Annotated in this window: 16 protein-coding genes; 7 read left to right on the plus strand and 9 right to left on the minus strand. The window is 39.7% G+C overall.

Annotation, left to right across the window (positions count from 1 at the left end; all coding sequences use genetic code 11):
• Positions 1 to 2: 2 nt before the first annotated feature.
• Together rcsC and gyrA are read right to left on the minus strand one after the other, a co-directional pair.
• On the minus strand, positions 3 to 2,837 hold the full coding sequence (gene rcsC, locus D7029_RS12220) for a two-component system sensor histidine kinase RcsC (RefSeq protein WP_194950807.1): 2,835 nt from the start codon (positions 2,835 to 2,837) through the stop codon (positions 3 to 5).
• A gap of 192 nt (positions 2,838 to 3,029) precedes the next feature.
• Positions 3,030 to 5,657: a DNA topoisomerase (ATP-hydrolyzing) subunit A gene (gene gyrA, locus D7029_RS12225; protein WP_088495147.1), complete on the minus strand. Its 2,628-nt coding sequence runs from the start codon at positions 5,655 to 5,657 to the stop codon at positions 3,030 to 3,032.
• 172 nt (positions 5,658 to 5,829) lie between these two features.
• Here gyrA and ubiG point away from each other — a divergent pair, with 172 nt between their 5' ends.
• The 6 genes from ubiG to tyrP all read left to right on the plus strand — a co-directional run bounded on the left by ubiG (position 5,830) and on the right by tyrP (position 12,370).
• The gene (gene ubiG, locus D7029_RS12230) at positions 5,830 to 6,567 is read left to right on the plus strand and encodes a bifunctional 2-polyprenyl-6-hydroxyphenol methylase/3-demethylubiquinol 3-O-methyltransferase UbiG (protein ID WP_194950808.1); all 738 of its coding nucleotides are present in this window, start codon (positions 5,830 to 5,832) and stop codon (positions 6,565 to 6,567) included.
• A gap of 348 nt (positions 6,568 to 6,915) precedes the next feature.
• Positions 6,916 to 9,207 carry a class 1a ribonucleoside-diphosphate reductase subunit alpha gene (nrdA, locus tag D7029_RS12235; protein ID WP_194950809.1) on the plus strand — a complete coding sequence of 764 codons (2,292 nt, stop codon included), beginning with the start codon at positions 6,916 to 6,918 and terminating at the stop codon, positions 9,205 to 9,207.
• A gap of 11 nt (positions 9,208 to 9,218) precedes the next feature.
• Entirely contained in the window at positions 9,219 to 10,349 is a 1,131-nt protein-coding gene (nrdB, locus tag D7029_RS12240) for a class Ia ribonucleoside-diphosphate reductase subunit beta (RefSeq protein ID WP_075670676.1), read from the plus strand.
• 25 nt (positions 10,350 to 10,374) lie between these two features.
• Positions 10,375 to 10,653, plus strand: coding sequence for a class I ribonucleotide reductase maintenance protein YfaE (gene yfaE / locus D7029_RS12245; RefSeq protein ID WP_075670674.1), 279 nt, complete (start codon positions 10,375 to 10,377; stop codon positions 10,651 to 10,653).
• Positions 10,654 to 10,743: 90 nt separating this feature from the next.
• Positions 10,744 to 10,977: a YgdI/YgdR family lipoprotein gene (locus D7029_RS12250; protein WP_036935606.1), complete on the plus strand. Its 234-nt coding sequence runs from the start codon at positions 10,744 to 10,746 to the stop codon at positions 10,975 to 10,977.
• 181 nt (positions 10,978 to 11,158) lie between these two features.
• Positions 11,159 to 12,370 carry a tyrosine transporter TyrP gene (tyrP, locus tag D7029_RS12255; RefSeq protein WP_088495144.1) on the plus strand — a complete coding sequence of 404 codons (1,212 nt, stop codon included), beginning with the start codon at positions 11,159 to 11,161 and terminating at the stop codon, positions 12,368 to 12,370.
• Between the two features lie 105 nt (positions 12,371 to 12,475).
• On the opposite strand, the gene D7029_RS12260 is transcribed toward tyrP, so the two are convergent.
• Positions 12,476 to 13,018, minus strand: coding sequence for a YfaZ family outer membrane protein (locus D7029_RS12260; protein WP_088495143.1), 543 nt, complete (start codon positions 13,016 to 13,018; stop codon positions 12,476 to 12,478).
• A 285-nt stretch (positions 13,019 to 13,303) separates the two neighbouring features.
• On the opposite strand from D7029_RS12260, the gene D7029_RS12265 reads away from it, so the two are divergent.
• A complete protein-coding gene (locus tag D7029_RS12265; protein WP_194950810.1) occupies positions 13,304 to 14,758 on the plus strand; it encodes a catalase in 1,455 nt (484 codons plus the stop codon).
• Positions 14,759 to 14,828: 70 nt separating this feature from the next.
• On the opposite strand, the gene menE is transcribed toward D7029_RS12265, so the two are convergent.
• The 6 genes from menE to D7029_RS12295 all read right to left on the minus strand — a co-directional run bounded on the left by menE (position 14,829) and on the right by D7029_RS12295 (position 22,207).
• On the minus strand, positions 14,829 to 16,259 hold the full coding sequence (menE, locus tag D7029_RS12270) for an o-succinylbenzoate--CoA ligase (protein ID WP_194950811.1): 1,431 nt from the start codon (positions 16,257 to 16,259) through the stop codon (positions 14,829 to 14,831).
• Positions 16,247 to 17,218: an o-succinylbenzoate synthase gene (menC, locus tag D7029_RS12275; protein WP_194950812.1), complete on the minus strand. Its 972-nt coding sequence runs from the start codon at positions 17,216 to 17,218 to the stop codon at positions 16,247 to 16,249. The genes menE and menC overlap by 13 nt, the downstream gene beginning before the upstream one ends.
• Positions 17,218 to 18,075, minus strand: a complete 858-nt coding sequence (gene menB, locus D7029_RS12280) for a 1,4-dihydroxy-2-naphthoyl-CoA synthase (protein ID WP_075670662.1) — start codon at positions 18,073 to 18,075, stop codon at positions 17,218 to 17,220. Before menB ends, menC begins: the two co-directional genes overlap by 1 nt.
• A 12-nt stretch (positions 18,076 to 18,087) precedes the next feature.
• Positions 18,088 to 18,855 (minus strand): 2-succinyl-6-hydroxy-2,4-cyclohexadiene-1-carboxylate synthase, encoded by a 768-nt coding sequence (gene menH / locus D7029_RS12285; protein ID WP_194950813.1) that lies wholly within the window; start codon positions 18,853 to 18,855, stop codon positions 18,088 to 18,090.
• Positions 18,830 to 20,524 (minus strand): 2-succinyl-5-enolpyruvyl-6-hydroxy-3-cyclohexene-1-carboxylic-acid synthase, encoded by a 1,695-nt coding sequence (gene menD / locus D7029_RS12290; RefSeq protein ID WP_194950814.1) that lies wholly within the window; start codon positions 20,522 to 20,524, stop codon positions 18,830 to 18,832. The genes menH and menD overlap by 26 nt, the downstream gene beginning before the upstream one ends.
• A 351-nt stretch (positions 20,525 to 20,875) precedes the next feature.
• Entirely contained in the window at positions 20,876 to 22,207 is a 1,332-nt protein-coding gene (locus tag D7029_RS12295; protein WP_194950815.1) for an isochorismate synthase, read from the minus strand.
• Positions 22,208 to 22,237 lie beyond the last annotated feature (30 nt).

Genomic DNA, 22,237 nt, shown 5'->3' on the forward strand with positions numbered 1-22,237 from the left:
AATTATTCTTTAGGAATATACTTCACCAACACTTCTCTTAAAATAGAAAGTGAAACAGGTTTAGATACACAATCATTCATTCCAGCATCAATACAACGTTGCTTCTCTTCGGCAATCGCATTCGCTGTCACACCTATAACAGGCATATCACTACCCATTTCTCTTATATGTGTTGCCAACTGATAGCCATTCATATTCGGCATATTGACATCCGTCAGCACGATATCAACATGATTCTTAGCTAAATACGTTAATGCATCACAGCCATCTTCTGCTGTTGCTGTATTAAAACCGATTTTTTTCAGTTGATCGGTCAACAATAAGCGGTTTATTGGATGATCATCGACAATAAGAACCGTTAAGGTTTGTAAGCTACAATCTGTAGCTTGCTCCACCATCTCTACGCAATTAGCTTCAACTTTGTTTTGTGGTAATTGCAGTATTATTTTTGTTAATTCATTTAGTTTGTAAGTACTGCATACCCATACATTTTCAGCTATTTTCTTCGATGGCTCAAAGTAATGCTCATTGATCCTAATAAATTGGCAGTTATCTTTTCTTGGTAGATCGTAGTCCGTAATAATAAAATCGTTTGAAGATATCACCACTTCTTCAGTAAGTAATTCACAGCTCAAACCGAAATAACGAAGGTATCGACCAATAAAACCTTCCAAATAAAGATTTTTAATATCTATAAAGCAACGAACATTACTTTCTTTATAAATATTCAGTTTAGAAGACGACTCTATTCCTTCTAAGGCACCATAAAGAGGTATACGAACCGTAAAGCGGCTACCAATATTTTCTTGGGAAACAACACTGATATCCCCATCCATTAAGTTGATCAGTTTTTCACAAATAGCCAAACCTAATCCTGTTCCCTCTGATGCACTTTCTGTATTTTGAGATACTTGGAAGAATGGTTCAAACAGCTCATGTAATGCTTTATCGCTAATGCCTCGCCCTGTATCGTGAATATCAAAATAGAGATAATAATCATCTTTATAAAGATGTAAGGTAATACATCCCGTCGTGGTAAATTTAATACTGTTATTCAATAAATTAGAGATAACTTGTTGTACGCGAACAGGATCACTATTTACAATTTTTGGTACGTCAGGTTCGATAAAACAGTAAATAGCCAAGTCTTTTTTCGCAATCAAAGGTAAATAGTTAGAAATAACAAAAGAGAGCACTTGGCGACAATTAAATGGCTTAATATCAATTTTTAACTGTTTAGATTCAATTTTCGAGAAATCGAGGATATCGCTAATAATTTTTAGCAATAACGATGAGGAGTTATCCATCGTCTTTAGTAATCGAGAAGTATCATCATTTTGTGTAAGCGACTGCAATAATTCTAGATTACCAATAATGCCATAAAGTGGTGTTCGTAATTCGTGGCTGACCGTTGCCAAAAACATCGATTTAGCTTGGTTAGCTTGCTCCGCAGCTGTCGCCATATTTTGTAGTGAGCGCTCCATTTTAACTCGCGCGCTAATATCCACTAAAACACAGATAGCCACATCTTCATTTTGATAACGTGAGTTAACAAAGCTTATTTGCAGATGATTACGATTGTTGGTCACTACATCGACCATATTGCTACTTTTCTCAGCAATAATAGAAAGGATATTTTGTTTATCGCTATGGCTAAGCAAACGAAAATAGTTGTGTGCTAGCTCGTTACTTAAGATGATCATGCCATCACGTATTCTAAGAATACTGATCCCGACTGGCGCTGATGCCACAATCTTATGGTTAAACTGTTCGTGCTCTTCTAGACGAGAGGCATTATTTTCGGCTGGAGAGAATATTTTTCTCTCAAAGATCCAGACGAAAATAAAAATCATAATGGCTGAAATAATATTTAAGATCAGCGCATTAAAAATCGTGAATTTAAATTCATTTAAAATTTGTTTGAGTGGTAATGAATACACCACACTAAAAGATGAAGGTAATAATTTACGCTTAGCAACTAAATCACTAAAGTCTTCATCAAAACCAAAATAAGGAGCACTGACATCAGGAACCTGTTTAACTGCATGATAGTTATTTTCTGCTGGATAGCTTAAAACAGTAGTGTTCCTACTGTTAAGAAGGTGAATTGAAATCACCCTATCTTTGGCAGGAGAAAAATATTCAAGACGAATAGCTCTTTCAATACCAATCAGACCAATGAATTTACCTGAGGCATAAACTGGCGACATAACATATAAAATGCCACTATCCCCTTTTGCATCTGGCACTATCCAATATTGGTTAACTTCTTTACCTTGTGCGCGTTGATTAACATAGTTACGTGTATTTTCGTAAACCATTTTTTTCAACATTTCAGTATCAACAGGGGATGCGCGCAAAGGGAAGTTAATCATACACATGCTATGGGAGCCAACCATAAAGACTTGGTTTATCCCTTGTAATGCCGGAGTGTTATCTTTCCAATAATATAAGATGCTGTTAAAGGAGCGGAAATAGTTGTTTGTTTGCCCCTTAAATAATTCACAATCTGCGGTGTCATTAAGTTTATGAAGTGAGAATGGTCCTTCATAAAATAATGAGTTTTTCATGCTCGGGTTTAAATTAATTTGTTCTTGGTGACGTTCTGCGAGGTATTGTAAATCGCGGATGGTGCCGGAGGTTTGCCTAAAGAAACCAAGGAGATTAGTATAGTTATTACTATACTCCTGCCGAATATCAGACTTAGTATCATTGAAGATATTGATGAGGTAAAACATGGTTAGCAATGCACCCATCGCCCACAACATGATACCTAATATGCGAAAAAGGTAGCGGGAAATTTTTAACGATGTTTTAAAGGACGAGAGATATCTCAAACAACCACCCTAATCAATATTCCTACCGCACAAGAAACTTATTCTATTCTAGCAGAAGTTACTGAATGTCTGAATGATATGATCTTTATCATCAGGATAATTATTTCTGATGATAAACTGATCCTACCACATAAAAAAAGCAGGCAATTATGCCTGCTTTCTTTTATTTATACATCACAATAATGATAAATATTATTCTTCGTCCGCATCATCTGCTAAATCTGAATCAGGTGCTTCTGATGGCGTTTCGCTAATAACCTCATTAACTTCGTCGTCATCTAATGCATCGTCTTCATCTTCAACACGTTGCAAGCCAACAACCAATTCATCTTCTGTTGTACGAATTAAGGTAACACCTTGTGTATTACGTCCAACAATGCTGACTTCAGAAACACGTGTACGAACTAATGTACCCGCATTGGTGATCATCATAATCTGGTCAGTTTCTTCAACTTGAATTGCACCAACAACTTTACCGTTACGCTCACTCACTTTAATAGAGATAACGCCTTGTGTTGCACGATTCTTCGTTGGGTATTCGCTTTGAGCAGTACGTTTACCATAACCATTTTCAGTTACGGTTAAGATATCACCTTCACCGCGAGGGATGATAAGTGAAACCACTTTATCGTCATCGCTCAGTTTCATACCACGAACACCTGTCGCAGTACGACCCATTGGACGAACACAATCTTCCGCAAAGCGAACCACTTTGCCTTCAGCAGAGAACAACATAACTTCGTTTGTGCTATCGGTTAAATCAACACCGATTAATTCATCGCCTTCATTTAAGTTAACGGCAATGATACCTGCACTACGAGGACGGCTGAAATCTTGCAGAGGTGTTTTCTTCACAGTTCCGCTTGCCGTTGCCATAAAGACAAACTTACCTTCTTCATACTCTCTTACTGGCAAAATAGCGGTAATACGTTCATTTTGCTCAAGAGGTAGTAAGTTGATAATTGGACGACCACGAGCACCGCGACTTGCCTCTGGTAACTGGTAAACCTTCATCCAGTAGAGACGACCACGGCTTGAGAAGCATAAAATCGTGTCATGGGTGTTAGCCACCAATAGACGATCGATAAAGTCTTCTTCTTTAATTCTTGCTGCTGATTTACCTTTACCGCCACGACGCTGTGCTTCGTAATCAGTAAGTGGTTGATATTTAACGTAACCTTGGTGAGAAAGTGTCACAACAACATTTTCTTCATTGATCAAGTCTTCAATATTAATATCAGCCGTGTTTTCAGTGATCTCGGTGCGACGAGGATCGTTATATTGATCTTTAATCGCATTTAGCTCTTCACGAATAACTTCCATCAAACGTTCTGGGCTTCTTAAGATATGTAATAACTCAGCAATTTGGAGTAATAACTCACGATATTCATCTAACAGTTTTTCATGTTCAAGGCCGGTCAGTTTCTGCAAACGCAGATCCAAAATAGCTTGAGCTTGTTGCTCTGTTAGATAGTATTTACCGTCATGCACGCCATATTGTGGCTCTAACCATTCAGGACGAGCAACGTTGCTGTCGCCAGCACGCTCTAACATGGTAGAAACGCTACCTAAATCCCAAGGCTGTGCAATTAATGCTGCTTTTGCTTCTGCTGGATTTGGTGCTTGACGGATCATTTCAATAACTGGGTCGATGTTCGCCAATGCAACAGCCAGTGCTTCTAAGATATGAGCACGGTCACGCGCTTTGCGTAATTCGTAAATAGTACGACGAGTAACAACTTCACGACGGTGACGAATAAAGGCAGAGATAATTTCTTTTAGATTTAATAATTTTGGCTGGCCTTGGTGAAGCGCAACCATATTAATACCGAAAGAAACCTGCATTTGTGTTTGTGAGAATAAGTGATTTAATACCACTTCACCCACAGCATCACGTTTGATTTCAACGACAATACGCATACCGTCTTTATCAGACTCGTCACGTAATCCGCTAATACCTTCAATACGCTTATCTTTAACAAGCTCTGCAATTTTTTCAATTAAACGAGCTTTATTCACCTGATAAGGAATTTCTGTCACGATAATAGTTTCGCGGCCTGTTTTCTCATCAGTTTCGATATCAGCCTGAGCACGGATATAAATTTTTCCGCGACCAGTACGGTAGGCATCTAAAATTCCTCTGCGACCATTAATAATAGCGGCAGTCGGGAAATCAGGCCCCGTAATATGTTCCATCAACTCTTCAATCGTGATGTCTTCGTTATCAACATAAGCAAGACAGCCGTCGATAACTTCGCCTAGGTTATGTGGAGGAATGTTTGTTGCCATCCCTACCGCAATCCCTGAAGAACCATTGACTAACAAGTTTGGAATACGGGTTGGCATTACTGCCGGAATATGTTCTGTTCCATCATAGTTAGGAACAAAATCAACCGTTTCTTTTTCCAAATCCGCCAGCAGTTCATGGGCGATTTTCGCCATACGAACTTCGGTATAACGCATTGCAGCCGCCGAGTCACCATCAACTGACCCGAAGTTACCCTGCCCGTCAACCAACATGTAACGCATAGAAAAAGGCTGTGCTAAACGAACAATCGTTTCATAAACAGCACTGTCACCGTGCGGGTGATATTTACCGATAACATCCCCAACAACACGGGCTGATTTTTTATAAGGTTTATTCCAATCGTTTCCTAGTACATTCATCGCGAAAAGCACTCGGCGGTGTACTGGCTTCAGTCCGTCTCGAACATCGGGTAATGCGCGTCCTACAATAACAGACATCGCATAATCCAAATATGAGCTTTTCAGCTCTTCTTCGATATTAACTGGTGTGATTTCTCTGGCAATGTCGCTCATGGAGCCACTGTCCCTCATACTACGGATTCAAAGGTTTAGAACTATACCACAAATCGCCAATTTTTGGAAAAAGGAAACAACTAAATTAATGATCCTTTCGCTATTCTCTTCGATTTCACCGTCTAACGTTGGTAGAATCATGGCAATATGAAAATAGGAGTAATACTTTCTGATGAATGATAAAACAACCTCTTTACATGCTAACGTGGATCAGCATGAAATCGACAAGTTTGAAAGCGTCGCATCACGGTGGTGGGATCTTGAAGGTGAATTTAAGCCATTGCACCGCATCAACCCATTAAGACTCAACTATATTCAAGAACGCGCAGACGGCCTATTTGGGAAAAAAGTCCTAGATGTTGGTTGCGGTGGCGGTATTTTGTCTGAAAGTATGGCATGTGCTGGAGCTGAAGTAACTGGTCTTGATATGGGTGCAGAGCCATTACAAGTTGCTCGTTTGCATTCGCTGGAATCAGGTATTCCTGTCACTTACATTCAAGATACTGTTGAAAACCACGCGAATGAAAACCCACAAACTTACGACGTCGTTACCTGTATGGAGATGTTAGAGCACGTTCCTGACCCTTCTTCTGTTGTAAGAGCCTGTGCCAAATTGGTAAAACCCGGTGGACATGTTTTCTTCTCAACCATCAATCGTAATAAAAAAGCGTGGCTGATGCTGGTGGTAGGGGCGGAGTATATTCTGAATATGGTGCCTAAGGGCACACATGATGCTAATAAGTTTATTCGCCCGTCAGAATTACTGAGTTGGGTCGATGAAACCGATTTGCGTAGCAAAAATATGATTGGTTTACATTATAACCCGATCACTGACAAATTCCGATTAGCGCCAAATGTCGATGTGAATTATATGGTGCACACACAATCGACACATAACTCGAATTCGTGAAACTGAAAGTTTGATTTGGTTTAATAAAACATCAAACGATCACATTTTTTAAAATTGACTTTACATCGTTGTCACTTGAATTTGTGTTTCTTACTGCCTGTATTTATGCAGGGTACAGGCAGTTGTTAAAAAATTTATCCCCTATTTATCCACAGAAACAATCAGATTTGTACACTTGATCAATCTCTCAATTACCTTTATCTTGTTATCACCATTTGAACCAACCCCTATATATTGTGTTTCCTTAAATTTCACACCACAAGACTCCTTGACACAGATTGTCATCGGGAGCGTTTTTTTGCGGTATAAAATTTCAGGTAACACTAATGCAAGAAAGGTGCATCGCTCATGAATCACAGCCTGCTCGTCACAAAACGTGATGGTCATAAAGAACGCATTGACTTAGACAAAATTCACCGTGTTATCGCCTGGGCCGCTGAAGGTCTAGAAAATGTCTCTGTATCTCAAGTTGAATTACGTTCTCAGATTCAGTTTTATGATGGTATCAAAACTGCTGATATCCATGAAACGCTGGTAAAAGCTGCTGCAGACTTAATCTCTGGTGAAACGCCTGATTATCAGTATCTCGCTGCCCGTCTTGCCGTATTTAATTTACGTAAAAAAGCGTATGGCCAATTTGAGCCACCAACACTGTATGATCACGTTAAAAAATTAGTCGATTTAGGCAAATATGATCGCCATCTTCTTGAAGATTACACACAAGAAGAGTTCGAACAGATGAATAACTTTATTGTTCATCAACGTGATATGAACTTCTCCTACGCTGCGGTTAAACAATTAGAAGGTAAATACTTCGTTCAAAACCGTATTACAGGTGAAATTTATGAAAGCGCACAGTTCTTATATGTTTTAGTTGCGGCTTGCTTGTTCTCTCGTTATCCACAAGCAACACGTATGGACTATATCGAACGTTTTTATAATGCGGTTTCAACCTTTAAAATCTCATTACCAACGCCAATCATGGCGGGTGTAAGAACACCAACTCGTCAATTTAGCTCTTGTGTATTAATTGAGTGTGACGACAGCCTTGATTCTATCAATGCAACATCAAGTGCCATTGTGAAATATGTTTCTCAGCGTGCAGGTATTGGTATTAATGCAGGTCGTATTCGTGCATTAGGTAGTGCTATTCGTAATGGTGAAGCATTCCACACAGGTTGTATCCCTTTCTATAAACACTTCCAAACTGCGGTAAAATCTTGCTCGCAAGGTGGTGTTCGTGGTGGTGCGGCAACTTTATTCTATCCATTATGGCATTTAGAAGTTGAAAGCCTGCTGGTACTGAAAAACAACCGTGGTGTTGATGATAACCGTGTTCGTCATTTAGATTACGGCGTTCAGTTAAACAAATTAATGTATGAACGTTTAATCAAAGGTCAGGATATTACTTTATTCAGCCCTTCTGACGTCCCGGGTTTATATGATGCATTCTTTGCTGATCAAGATGAATTTGAACGTTTATACGTGCAATATGAGAAAGATAAAAGCATCCGCCAAAAACAAGTTAAAGCGGTTGAGTTATTCTCATTAATGATGCAAGAACGTGCATCAACTGGCCGTATTTACATTCAGAACGTTGACCATTGTAATACACATAGCCCATTTGATCCGGCTGTTGCCCCAATTCGCCAATCAAATTTATGCTTAGAAATTGCACTGCCAACTAAACCATTAAATGATATTAAAGATCCTAATGGTGAAATTGCACTGTGTACGTTATCTGCATTTAACTTAGGCGCAATTGAAAATCTTGATGATTTAGAAGAACTTGCTCGTTTAGCCGTTCGTTCATTAGACGCGCTGTTAGATTACCAAGATTACCCAATCTTAGCTGCCAAACAAGGTGCAATGGGTCGTCGTACCTTAGGTATTGGTGTTATTAACTTTGCTTATTATTTAGCAAAACACGGTGTTCGCTACTCTGATGGTAGTGCAAATAACTTAACTCATCGTGCATTTGAAGCAATTCAATACTATTTATTAAAAGCATCTAATGAATTAGCGAAAGAACAAGGCGCATGCCCATGGTTTAATGAAACCACTTACGCTGACGGTATTTTACCTATTGATACCTATAAAAAATCATTGGATGTACTGACAAAAGAACCTCTGCATTACGATTGGGAAAGTTTACGCAAAGACATTAAAGAGCACGGTTTACGTAACTCAACACTGTCTGCACTGATGCCATCAGAAACATCTTCACAGATTTCGAATGCAACAAATGGTATCGAACCACCGCGTGGTTATATCAGTATTAAAGCCTCTAAAGACGGTATTTTACGTCAAGTGGTTCCTGAGTATGAGCGTTTGAAAGGCGCTTATGAATTACTGTGGCAAATGCCAAGTATTGAAGGTTACTTGCAGTTAGTGGGCATCATGCAGAAATTCGTTGACCAAGCAATTTCAGCGAACACTAACTACGATCCTACTCGTTTCCCTAGCGGTAAGGTTCCAATGAACCAACTGCTGAAAGATTTGCTGCTCGCTTACAAATACGGTGTGAAAACACTTTATTATCACAATACCCGTGATGGTGCTGATGATGTACAGGGTGATCTGGAAGAAGTCGTTGAGACGGAAGATTCAGATTGTGAAGGCGGCGCGTGTAAAATTTAATTGAGGAAGCTATGTCTTATACTACTTTTTCACAAGTTAAAAATGATCAACTTCAGGAGCCCATGTTTTTTGGGCAACCTGTTAACGTAGCGCGTTATGATCAGCAAAAATATCCTATTTTTGAAAAGCTAATTGAAAAACAACTCTCCTTCTTCTGGCGTCCAGAAGAAGTGGATGTTTCTCGTGACCGCATTGACTACAATGCTTTACCTGATCATGAAAAACATATTTTTATTAGTAATTTAAAATATCAAACACTGTTGGATTCGATTCAAGGAAGAAGCCCTAACGTGGCATTTTTACCTTTAATCTCGATCCCAGAGTTAGAGACATGGGTTGAAACATGGTCATTCTCTGAAACCATCCACTCTCGCTCTTATACTCATATTATTCGTAATATTGTTAACGATCCGTCAGTTGTGTTTGATGATATCGTTGAAAATGAAGAAATTTTAAAACGCGCGCGTGATATTTCTTCTTATTATGACGAGTTAATCAAACTAACAAATCTTTATCACATGTATGGCGAAGGCGACCATCAAGTTAAAGGTAAAACGGTTCATGTCACGTTACGCAAATTAAAGAAACAGCTTTATCTGTGCTTAATGAGCGTCAACGCACTAGAAGCAATCCGTTTCTATGTTAGCTTTGCCTGTTCATTTGCCTTTGCTGAACGTGAACTGATGGAAGGTAACGCGAAGATCATTCGACTAATTGCTCGTGACGAAGCGCTACACTTAACAGGTACACAGCACATGCTGAATTTACTGCGTTCAGGTCAAGATGATCCTGAAATGGCAGAAATCGCAGCAGAATGTGAGCAAGAGTGTTATGACCTGTTCGTTGAAGCCGCAGAGCAAGAAAAAGAGTGGGCTGAATACCTATTCTCTGAAGGCTCTATGATTGGTTTAAATAAAGATATCCTTTGCCAATATGTTGAATATATTACCAACATTCGCATGCAAGCAGTGGGTCTTAAATTACCATTTAAAGCGCGTTCTAACCCTATTCCATGGATCAATGCATGGTTAGTGTCTGACAACGTTCAAGTTGCGCCTCAAGAAGTTGAAGTCAGTTCTTACTTAGTGGGTCAAATCGATTCACAAGTTGATACTGATGATTTAAGTAACTTTGAACTGTAATACTGAGAAATAACACCGATACGTTATGGCATCTCATAAAGTGACCCTGCATCAGCAGGGTCTTTCAAAACCTTTAGAATTTCATACTGACACCCATCCTTCTTTGCTTGATGCATTAGAACATGGAAAAGTCCAAGTCGAATACCAATGTCGTGAAGGCTATTGTGGCTCTTGTCGTCTACGCCTAGTGAAAGGCAAAGTTTGTTATCGTAATGAACCTTTAGCGTTTATCCAACCCGATGAAATTTTACCTTGTAGCTGCCATCCCATCAGTGATATCGAAATAGAAATTTACTCTGAATAATTTGAATTATCTTAATTTGAGCTTTTTTCTAACACTCTTGTTCAACTTTGACTAAGGTTAAGTTAACACGATAAAAAAAGGAAAAGCATTATGAAATTAAAGTCTATTTTCTCAGTCATTGCTATTTCTACATCAATTCTGCTTGTTGCAGGCTGTTCAAGTCCACAAAAAATAGAAACAGTAAATGGGGAAACAATTTTAACGACAGATAAACCCCAAGAAGATGAAGCAACTGGGTTAATTACCTACAAAGATTCAGAAACCGGACAGATTAAACAGATTAATCGTGATCAAATAAGACGAATGGTAGAGCTTGACGATTAGCGCTCTTATAAGCCCTTCTCTTAAAGCGCCAATTCATATTTATGATTGGCGTTTTTTTATTCATAAAATCTTTTTTGTAAACTAATCATTACACTATACGTAATTAAAATTTGACAGAAATTTACCATTCTTATACTCTGCTTTTTAAGTAAATAAAATAGTCTAGTGAACAGAGGATCTTGTGAAGAATCGCACTATAGGCAGTGTTTTTATTGTTGCAGGAACAACAATTGGGGCAGGTATGCTGGCAATGCCACTAGCTGCTGTGGGTATCGGCTTTAGCACGATGATGCTATTGCTTGTTGGCTTATGGTTATTGATGAGCTATACCGCATTACTGCTGGTGGAAGTTTATCAATACAACGATCCTCATACAGGTCTTGGCTCTATCGCAAAACGCTATCTCGGTGTAGGTGGTCAAGTTATCACTGGGCTCGCACTGTTGCTGTTAATGTACGCGTTAACGACCGCTTATATTAGTGGTGCGGGTGAATTACTTTCAGCCACCCTTTCATCTTGGATTGGACATGAGCTTTCTGTCACACAAGGTATTATTATCTTTACAGTGATTGGCGGAGCTGTGGTAGGAATTGGTACAACATCGGTTGATATGATTAACCGTCTATTGTTTACCGCAAAAGTTTTCTTCCTCATATTTATGCTGATTGTGATGTTACCTCACGTTGAGTCAGTAAACTTAACCTCAATGCCTGTGGCATATGGGCTGATTCTTTCTGCTATTCCTGTTATTTTTACCTCATTTGGTTTCCACGGTAGTGTGCCAAGTATCGTAAGTTACATGAATGGTGATATTAAAAAGCTACGTATTATCTTTATTATTGGTAGTGCTATTCCGCTTGTTGCTTATATCTTATGGCAAATTGCCACATTAGGTGCTATCCCAACAAATACTTTTATGGGAATTATGGCGCAACAATCTGGGTTAAATGGCTTACTTACCGCTATTCGTGATGTTGTTGCTACACCTCGTGTGAATATTGCAGTTAACCTATTTGCGGCATTAGCTTTAGCGACTTCGTTCCTTGGTGTTGCATTAGGTCTATTTGATTATCTTGCGGATCTCTTTAAGCGCAGTAATCGTGCAACTGGGCGTGCGCAATCAAGCTTATTAACCTTTGTTCCACCTTTAGTTTGTGCGCTTTATTTCCCTAACTTTGTGCAAGCATTAGCTTATGCGGCTATCGCACTGTCAATTTTAGCATTGCTTCTACCTGCTTTATTAGTATGGAAAGTTAGACAAGAACAAAACGGTGCTGATAAATACAAAGTTAAAGGTGGTAAAGGCGCATTAGGTATTGTGTTTGTTTGCGGTCTGATAGTTATAGGTATTCAAATCGCTATTACTTTTGGTTTATTACCTCAAGTTGGCTAACTCCCTTTCTTATATCGCTTTCTTATATCGCTTTCTTATAGATAACAAAAAAGCAGGTGCTAATTTTAGACACCTGCTTTTTTTGATTCAGATATAGCGTCTAGGTTAGAAGCTTAAACCTGCACCCACATAGAAACCATCAGCTAATTTATTATTGCTTCTATTATGTGAGTTTTCGATTTCAATCACACGATAACCTGCATTAACATGCAATGGTTTAAATACCGTTAATTGAGCCCCTACATCAGCTTCATAATAAGATTTACTACCAGAGGTTAATCCTTCAGGAGATGCATAGGCTTCGCCATACACACTTAAAGAAGGCAGAACATTCCAGTTAAGGCCCACACCACCCGCTAAAGCAGCACCATCATCACCATTTTTGGGTGCTAAATAGAGAGCTTTACCACCAACACTTGCTGAAAAAGGTCCTAAAGGTAACGCAAATTTTGCACCTAAGCTTCCTACTTGGCCATCGTGATCACTACGAGCCCAGTTACCATTAAAAGAAAGACCCGCATTAGGATCACCTAAACCAGCGCGAACATCTGTATAATGTTCCCCTGCTTGAATATTCATTGATACTGCATTGGCATTTCCAGCCACAAACAGCGCACTTATCGCACCGACCAATAAATATTTTTTCATTTTTATTACTCCAGCAAATAATTGTCCTAACTTATAATTATACAACAAATTTATTAAACAACTTGGCTCAAAATTGAAAGATAATCTGTAGAATTTTCAATCTATGTAAATAAGTTACGGCTATCAATATTATTGGTCTAATTGGTTTTATTAATGAGTTCAATATTGCTAAAGTGGAATTACAGTCAATATTAACCATAATAAATATAAGGCTGTTCGCTTCGTTTTATTCACACATGCTATTTTTTTTAGATCGTTTACTATTTCATAAACTGGAGATATGTGATGGAAAAGAAAAAGCTAACAACGGCGTCAGGTGCACCTGTTGTAGACAATAATAACTCGATGACAGCAGGCCCTCGTGGTCCAATGTTACTTCAAGATGTCTGGTTTTTAGAAAAGCTAGCTCACTTTGATCGTGAGGTTATTCCAGAAAGACGTATGCACGCAAAAGGCTCTGGTGCTTTTGGTACATTTAAAGTCACTCACGATATTACGAAATATACTCGCGCTAAAATTTTCTCTAAAGTGGGTAAAAAAACAGAAATGTTTGCTCGCTTTTCAACCGTTGCGGGTGAAAGAGGTGCCGCAGACGCCGAACGCGATATTCGTGGCTTTGCGTTAAAATTTTATACTGAAGAAGGTAACTGGGATATGGTGGGTAATAACACCCCTGTTTTCTACCTTCGCGATGCTCTGAAGTTCCCAGACTTAAACCACGTTGTAAAACGTGACCCTAAAACTAACCTCCGTAATATGGCATACAAATGGGATTTCTTCTCTCATTTGCCAGAAGCACTGCACCAATTAACCATTGATATGAGTGACCGTGGTTTACCACAAAGCTATCGTTTTATTCACGGCTTTGGTAGCCATACTTATAGCTTTATTAATAAAGATAATGAGCGCTTTTGGGTTAAATTCCACTTCCGTTGCCAACAAGGCATTAAAAACCTGATGGATGACGAAGCACAAACTCTCGTAGGTCAAGACAGAGAAAGCTCACAACGTGATTTATTTGATGCTATTGAACGTGGTGATTTCCCTCGCTGGAATTTACAAATTCAAGTCATGCCAGAAAAAGAAGCGTCAAAAGTCCCTTATAATCCTTTCGATTTAACTAAAGTTTGGCCTCATGCTGATTATCCATTAATTGATGTGGGCTATTTCGAGCTAAACCGTAACCCTGAAAACTATTTCTCTGATGTAGAGCAAGCGGCATTTAGCCCTGCAAACATCGTTCCGGGTATTGGGTTCTCTCCAGATAAGATGTTACAAGGTCGCCTATTCTCTTATGGTGATGCTCACCGTTATCGTTTAGGTGTTAATCATCATCAAATCCCTGTGAATGCGCCACAATGCCCATTCCATAATTATCATCGTGATGGTGCAATGCGTGTTGATGGTAATAGTGGTAGCGGTATTACTTATGAGCCAAATAATGGTGGTATGTTCCAAGAACAGCCTAATTTTAAAGAGCCACCATTATCAATTGAAGGTGCGGCAGATCACTGGAATCATCGTGAAGATGAAGATTACTTCAGCCAACCTCGTGCGCTGTATGAATTACTGAGTGATGAAGAGCATCAACGTATGTTTGCTCGTATTGCAGGTGAATTAATACAGGCAAGTAAAGATACACAAAAACGTCAAATTGCCTTATTTAAGAAAGTTCACCCTGAATATGGTGCGGGCGTTGAAAAAGCAATAAAAGCGCTAGCAAAAAAAGACGCTAAGTAACTTATAATAAGAAGCCCTGTGAGCAACTCGGCAAAAATAATAAGGCGCCTTCGGGCGCCTTTCTTTAATATCACTTCAACAATTGCCCTTTCACCCATTGCTGTACTTGTTTACGGGAGATTTTAATTCCCCCATTTTTAAGACTTTCAGGAAGTTGAAGGCAAGCAACCGGTCTTTGAAATCCGGCTAATCGGGAGTGATACCATTGTGGTAATTGATTGATGGCTTCAATATCAGCATCAACAACTGCGACTGGGCGTTGCCCAAATTCAGCATCATCGATAGGGACAACAAAAGATTGGCTAACACTTGGATGTGTATTAATAATTTTTTCAATATCTTCTGGTTGGATCCCTTCGCCAGCACTGAAAAAAAGATTGTCCAAACGGCCTAAAACACACCACTCTTCGGCATTAAAACAGCCTTTATCTCGCGTTGAATACCAACCATCAGCCGTAAGCGATAGCGGTTTTAATTTACCATCAAACCAATATCCTAATGCGACGCTGTCAGACATTATCTGAAGCTCATCATCCACTAACCTAATATTTTTGCCTTTTAGTGGAAGCCCTACTCCTGCTTTACCATCCGCACGCTTGGCACAAACGGTCGATGCCATTTCTGTCATGCCGTAACCACACCAGCATTGAATTCCCCAATGTTCTGCTTCTTGTGTTAACTCAATAGGGATCATTGCTCCCCCTAATAAAACAGATTTTAGGGTAATAGGTTGTTGATTATTTTGCTGCGCTCTATTTTGTAAAAAACGCCATAATTGTGTGGGAACTAAAGAGGCATGGGTACAACCTTGCAAAGCATCTACAAATGGGTGCATTTCACGCACCACCAGCGTTGCTCCACGTAATAACCAGCGCCAAAGTATACCTTGTCCTGAAACATGAAATAGAGGCAAAGAAAGTAACCAACTATCTCCTTTTTCCAAAGGCATTAATGATAAAACACCCATTGCACTGCAAAGATGAGCATCAAAGGTGTGTACTGCGGCTTTAGGTAAACCTGATGAGCCTGATGTCAAAATAAGTGTTGCCATACGAGATGGCGTCCATTGGACATCATTTACTGTTTGAGTTTTATATTGACGTGACGTGTTATCTAGCTCAATACCACTAAGATCAAGCAATGTTGCATTTAAATCTAACGGCGTTTCACTCAAATCAGCATAAAAATCAATGCATAAGTGAGGCAATAATTCATCAAGTAAAGATTTTGGAAGCTGTGGATTTAAGGGTAAAACCTTTGCACCACATTGAAAAACAGCAAGCAGTGCAAAAACAAGATTGATGTGATTTTTTCCACGCAACAACACAGTGCTTTGTGTACCAACACCTTGTTTAGCAAAATTGCTAGCTAAGTGATTAATATGACAACTTAGTTGTTGCCATGTAATAGGTGAAACACCTGAAATGATGGCCGTTTCATTTGGGTATAATTGTGCCCAGTGATGCCACGGCCATTGCTTAAATGGAACTACTGTTGCCATACTGTCTCTAGCTGTTCAAGAGAGATAAGCGGAATATCCACATTTGGCCAAGGACGAATAAGTTGTTGTTTAATCAAATCAACCGTATCAAGCCCCGGAATGCTATTAGGCGTTAACCATTGTGCAATTCTGGCTAATTGAGTGAGTCCGAAACTACTTTCAATGCTTGAACTAATAATGGCATCTAACCCTAACGCATGTGCTTGTTTAACAAGCATTTGACAGCGCTCAAGACTTCCCACTAACGTAGGTTTAATAACAATCGTTGTCACACCAGGCTGTGGTTTTACTTCAAAACCATCATCACGCACCGTTTCATCCCAAGCGATATTAATACCGGTTGCTTGAGAAAAAGCCAGTGACTCTTCAGGTGTTTTGCAAGGCTCTTCTAAAAATGCAATACGGTCACGCCATTGCGGATTCACATACTTCGCAAAGCCTTCTGCTTTTGCTGGAGTCCAGCTTCGATTGGCATCAAGTCTTAGTTTTAAGTCAGGGATAGCTTCTAATAACAGGTTAACAACGATCCCATCACGCACTGCTTCATATAATCCAACCTTGATTTTAGCGACTTTTTCGCCTTCCATATCATTAAGGCTTAAAATCAAATCATCAGGATCGCCATTACATAAAGGTGCAGCACGATAATTCGCGGCTTGTGGCAATGTATCTTCAAGCTCTGCTAGTGCACAGCTAATACCAAAAGCCACACTTGGCAGTTCACTATGAACAGGGTTTTCACCCGCACACCAAGCTGTTAACCAAGATTGTGCGGCTTCTTGTGCTTGTTCTAAAGTTTCACGGCTAAACTCAGGAAGAGGTGAAATTTCACCCCATCCTTGTTTGCCATTTTGCTCTAAACAGACAAGAAAACCATCACGCGTTTTTAGCCTTTGATAGCGCAGAACAACGCCTGCATCTACAGGTAGGCTGAATGAATAGAGTTTGGCGTTTCGCATTATGGGTTACGTTTAAATCGAGTGAAATCAGGTTGACGTTTTTCATTAAAGGCGTTGCGACCTTCTTGACCTTCATCAGTCATATAGAACAGCATAGTTGCATTACCCGCTAATTCTTGAAGGCCTGCTTGACCATCACAGTCTGCATTTAATGCTGCTTTCAGGCAACGTAATGCCATTGGGCTGTTTTCCAGCATTTCACGACACCAGCGTACGGTTTCTTTTTCAAGATCTGCGTAAGGAACAACAGTGTTAACCAAGCCCATTTCTAATGCTTCTTTTGCATCATATTGACGGCATAAGAACCAGATTTCACGTGCTTTCTTTTGACCAACAATACGAGCCATATAAGAAGCGCCCCAGCCACCATCAAAAGAACCCACTTTAGGTCCTGTTTGACCAAAAATAGCGTTTTCAGCAGCGATAGTTAAGTCACACATCATATGAAGTACATGACCACCACCGATAGAATAACCGGCAACCATTGCTACAACAGGTTTCGGACAAGTACGGATTTGACGTTGGAAATCTAACACGTTCAGGTGATGAGTACCGCTATCATCGCGATATCCGCCGTAGTCGCCACGAATTTTTTGGTCACCACCTGCACAGAATGCTTTTTCACCAGCACCCGTTAAAATGATAGTACCAATTGTGTCATCATAACGTGCATCAGCTAATGCTTGGATCATCTCTTTCACTGTCAAAGGACGGAAAGCATTACGCACTTGCGGGCGGTTAATCGTAATTTTTGCAATGCCATCGACTGATTTATGATAGAGGATATCTTCAAAACCTTCAGAACAATCCTGCCATTCAATCGGTGCATATAATTTTTCTTCGCTCGGGTAAAGCATAATTAGGTTCCTTTAACCAAAGAGGGATAAAACATGATTTATCACCGCAGCATAAGCAACAGGCTGTGCCTGATGGGCATTATGACCAGCATGCGGGATAGTCGTTAATGGCAGCGAATATTGCTGCGCAATAGATTGAAACTTATTATCTTTTTCACCACAAAGCCAAATAAACGGCAAAGTGAGTTGCTGTAATTCTGTGACAAGCCAAGGCTGATGACCTAAAGAAAGTGTTTCTAAACTTTCTGCAATACAAAAACCCGCGTTACGGCGTCGTTTCTCAACGAGTAGCTGACGTTTCTCATCACTTAAATCGGCAAATACTGGTTGCTGATACCACTGCGTTAATACGTCACAGATAGGTTCATTACGAAAACGCTCGGCCCAGCGTTTATCATGTGCAATGCGACTTTGTCTTTCCGTTGCATCATATAAACCCGGATTTCCACCTTCTACAATCAATCCCATTAATCCCGTAGTATCACCAAAACATGCGTGATACATAGAAATTCTGCCACCTAACGAGTAACCAATTAACCAATAGTGGTCAATACCTTGCTCTTTAAGTGTGTCTGTTAGTAACGTACTAACTTCAACAAAATCTTTTGCGCTGATAGATGCAGAGCCACCATGACGAGGCAAATCAATCACAAGTGATGGATATTCATGGCAAGCCTGAATGACTGGCTCCCATTCACAACCTTCACCTAATAGCCCATGTAACCAAACTAACCAAGGCCCTTCATTATGGGTATTATATCGCTGACATGCTAAAGTCATGAGATGTTACCTGTTTTACCAGCTGATTTAATGTTTTTGCACCATCAGTATCATCAACAATTAATTCAATTAATGTCGTTGTTGGCGCCCCTGTCCAGCATGCCTGAACAGTCGTTAGCAGTGCATCCCAACTTGTTGGTGATACATAATGCAAGCCAAACATTGCGGCTGCATGTTTGAAATTTAATGAGTGAGGCATACAGTAAAAGCGTTCGCGCTCTGCCTCTGGCGTTGGTAGCATTGAGAATATTTGCCCGCCGTTATTATTCACTACGATAATAACATTAGGCGCATAAACTTGTTGATGCAACGCCAAACTATTTAAATCATACAGTGCAGATAAATCACCTAATATTGTTAATGTTGGCTTTCCTGTTGCTCGATGAACACCCGCAGATGTTGAAATTAAGCCATCAATACCACTCGCACCTCGATTGCTCATCACAGGATAACCTTGAGGCAATTGAGCAAATGCATCAATTAATCGCACTATCAGACTATTGCCAACAAATAGCTGTCCATCATTAGGAAGTAATTTATCTAATTGGTGCGCAACCTGTGCTTCACCGAAATAATCAGTTATTTCACTGACTTTCTGGTAGGTTTGTTTGGCTATATTAGCTAATGCATTTGTCCACAGTGAATTATCAATCGCAGGATGTGCCGTTAACCACTGCATAGGTGGTAATGTAAATTTCTCACCTTGATGATGACCAGGATCTAAGCGTCCCGGAATAGGATCAATAATCCAATACGTTTTTGGAGAACATCCTACTTGCCATTGTAATAAGCGTTTTCCTGTTAAACTTGAACCAAATTGAATAACGATTTCAGCCTTATTTAATTCTGATTTTATCTGTGGATTATTCAACCATAAATCGGCACAAGGTAACGGTTGCCCAGTTTGTGATAATACATCACTCAATAAAGGCCAACCTAATTGTGAAGCCCATTTTGCAACTTCAACACCCTCTTCTGGGCTAATACGCCCTGCAATAACCACACCTTTTTTCTGACGTAGTACATTCCACTGAGGATGCATAGTGACAGAGGTAAAAAGTGTTTCTTGTAGCCACGGTTTATCACTTTGCCACCAATTCCCTAATGCTTCAGTCCATGGTGTTGATGTTTCAACATCATCCCCATATAAAGGTTCTGCAAAAGGACAATTGACGTGTAATGCACCATGAACCAATGTATTCATTGCATTATCAAGGGTAGAAACTAACCAGCTTGCAGAAATATCTGCTGTTGGTCTTGGTAAAGAGAGTGTCTGTGAAGGATGCGTTGCAAAAATACCTTGCTGGCGGATAGCTTGGTTTGCACCACAATCGATTAATTCAGGCGGTCTATCTGCGGTTAAAAAGACAACACGTTCACCCGTTAATCCGGCTTCAATCAACGCTGGATATAAATTGGCAACGGCGGTTCCAGATGTCACGATAACAGCGACAGGCTCTTTGGTTGCTTTTGCGAGTCCCAAAGCTAAATGACCAAGACCGCGCTCATCAAAATGCGTATGGCAAACTAACTTTTGATTGGCAGCCGCCGCAAGTGTTAAAGGGGTCGAGCGAGATCCGGGGGCAATACAGATATGGCGTAAGCCATGACGAGTCAAAGTTTCGAGTATAACTTTAGCCCATTGGCGATTAAACGAACTATTAGACATTGATCATCCCAACAACGAAAACCTGCAATTGCTATTATAATATCTGTTCCTAAATACTTTTCCTTAGCCTAGTTCAATGAACAGAAGTTTTCGTTAAATAAATCGTTAAAGAAAACACTCAAAGAGTGCATTATTTAGGCTAATCATCCACTCTATTTTCAATGAGCTCTTTTTTATCGTTAAGAATAGGAATAAATAGCGCTAGTGCTCTAAAGGATAGCATCAATTAGTTAACAATTAGCAGTGGTTATTTGAAGAGTAGCACTAAATAACTGACTTTAAAAAACTACTCATCAAATTTTGATTATTACGCTGATGTTATTTATTCAAACTGAGATTATCTGTAAGAAATTAACTCTCTTTTTCCAGCAATGTGCGTAAACCTGCCGCTTTATTCTCGATTTCAGTCCACTCTTGCTGAGGATCTGAGCCTGCAACGACACCTGCACCAGCATATAAAGTTAAAGCATCATCATGCAACTCACCACAACGTAAACTAACCGCAAACTCTGCATGAGGAAGAGATATATATCCCGCAGAGCCCGCATACCAACGGCGCTCGAAAGGTTCATGCTTACGAATAAATGCACGCGCGACACTTCTTGGTAAGCCACATACGGCGGCTGTTGGCTGTAATCGTTTTAAGCAATCGATATCATCAGAATCAATTAATTTACCATGTATATAGCGACGAAGATGCTGCACTTTACGCAACCGGATAACATCTGCGGGTGACACATCGATACCGTCAACTCCACCTTGTAATCGTTGACAAATATCATCAACTACAACCAGATTTTCATGCTGATTCTTTTTATCATTCATCAGCCAATTTGCAAATTTAGTGGCTTGTTGTTCATTATCAGAACTCGCTACTGTACCCGCTAACGCTTCGGTATAAAGCATCAACTCATCACGCTTATATAATCTTTCTGGTGTCGCTCCCATAAATGCATCTGAAGGTGAAAATGCCAGCATATAGTGATAGCAATGATGATTAACATCACGGCTCGCCTTCATAAATTGGATCGCTTTCAGTGGGTTATCCAGCGTTAAGCATGTCGCTCTTGCAGGGACAACTTTTTCAAATAAACCTTGGCTAATTTCATCTAAGGCAATATTGAGATAGTGAGTCCACTGCTCTTGCGTTAAAGAGTGATTAACATGAGTAACAGAAACAGAAAGCGGTTCAATTTCTACGGCTTGATTTAATGTTTGCAGAAAATCTAATGTTTTTTGCTTATCACCTTCATCCAACATATTTAGATGAACAGAAAGCTGTTGCTGGTGGCGTCTAATCTCAATGCGAGGCAAAAAAAGATAGGCATCATCGCCTTTTATTTTATCAATGCGACCTGGAATAATGGTATCCCACGCATTTAAGCCCCAAATACGCACATCGTCACTGTTTGTATCACAATGATGTAAACCTAAGAATCGGCAAGCATCTTCAATATGATTAAAACAACGTAATTGCCCGCAAGCGGCGACTTCTTCATGCTCATCGCGATGTTGCCAATAAAATTGGGGATAATACGACTGTGCAGCAAGCCATGAGAGCAATGAAAATGAAACCTCTGATGGCAAGGTGACTTTCAAATGTAAAAGATTACCTTGTGCTGTCAGATTTATATTTTTAACTTTTTCGTACAGTGTCGAAAACACAGGATTAACCTTTTCCACTCCAAATACCCACAACTAATTAAAAGGGAG

The organism is Proteus vulgaris, assembly GCF_016647575.1.
Classification (GTDB): domain Bacteria; phylum Pseudomonadota; class Gammaproteobacteria; order Enterobacterales; family Enterobacteriaceae; genus Proteus; species Proteus mirabilis_B.

What these genes read in the sequence shown, in the direction of transcription:
- gyrA (WP_088495147.1), bottom strand. Translation starts at nt 5,657, where the DNA reads ATGAGCGACATTGCCAGAGAAATCACACCAGTTAATATCGAAGAAGAG.
- ubiG (WP_194950808.1), top strand. Translation starts at nt 5,830, where the DNA reads ATGAATGATAAAACAACCTCTTTACATGCTAACGTGGATCAGCATGAA.
- nrdA (WP_194950809.1), top strand. Translation starts at nt 6,916, where the DNA reads ATGAATCACAGCCTGCTCGTCACAAAACGTGATGGTCATAAAGAACGC.
- nrdB (WP_075670676.1), top strand. Translation starts at nt 9,219, where the DNA reads ATGTCTTATACTACTTTTTCACAAGTTAAAAATGATCAACTTCAGGAG.
- yfaE (WP_075670674.1), top strand. Translation starts at nt 10,375, where the DNA reads ATGGCATCTCATAAAGTGACCCTGCATCAGCAGGGTCTTTCAAAACCT.
- D7029_RS12250 (WP_036935606.1), top strand. Translation starts at nt 10,744, where the DNA reads ATGAAATTAAAGTCTATTTTCTCAGTCATTGCTATTTCTACATCAATT.
- D7029_RS12260 (WP_088495143.1), bottom strand. Translation starts at nt 13,018, where the DNA reads ATGAAAAAATATTTATTGGTCGGTGCGATAAGTGCGCTGTTTGTGGCT.
- D7029_RS12265 (WP_194950810.1), top strand. Translation starts at nt 13,304, where the DNA reads ATGGAAAAGAAAAAGCTAACAACGGCGTCAGGTGCACCTGTTGTAGAC.
- menE (WP_194950811.1), bottom strand. Translation starts at nt 16,259, where the DNA reads ATGGCAACAGTAGTTCCATTTAAGCAATGGCCGTGGCATCACTGGGCA.
- menC (WP_194950812.1), bottom strand. Translation starts at nt 17,218, where the DNA reads ATGCGAAACGCCAAACTCTATTCATTCAGCCTACCTGTAGATGCAGGC.
- menB (WP_075670662.1), bottom strand. Translation starts at nt 18,075, where the DNA reads ATGCTTTACCCGAGCGAAGAAAAATTATATGCACCGATTGAATGGCAG.
- menH (WP_194950813.1), bottom strand. Translation starts at nt 18,855, where the DNA reads ATGACTTTAGCATGTCAGCGATATAATACCCATAATGAAGGGCCTTGG.
- menD (WP_194950814.1), bottom strand. Translation starts at nt 20,524, where the DNA reads ATGTCTAATAGTTCGTTTAATCGCCAATGGGCTAAAGTTATACTCGAA.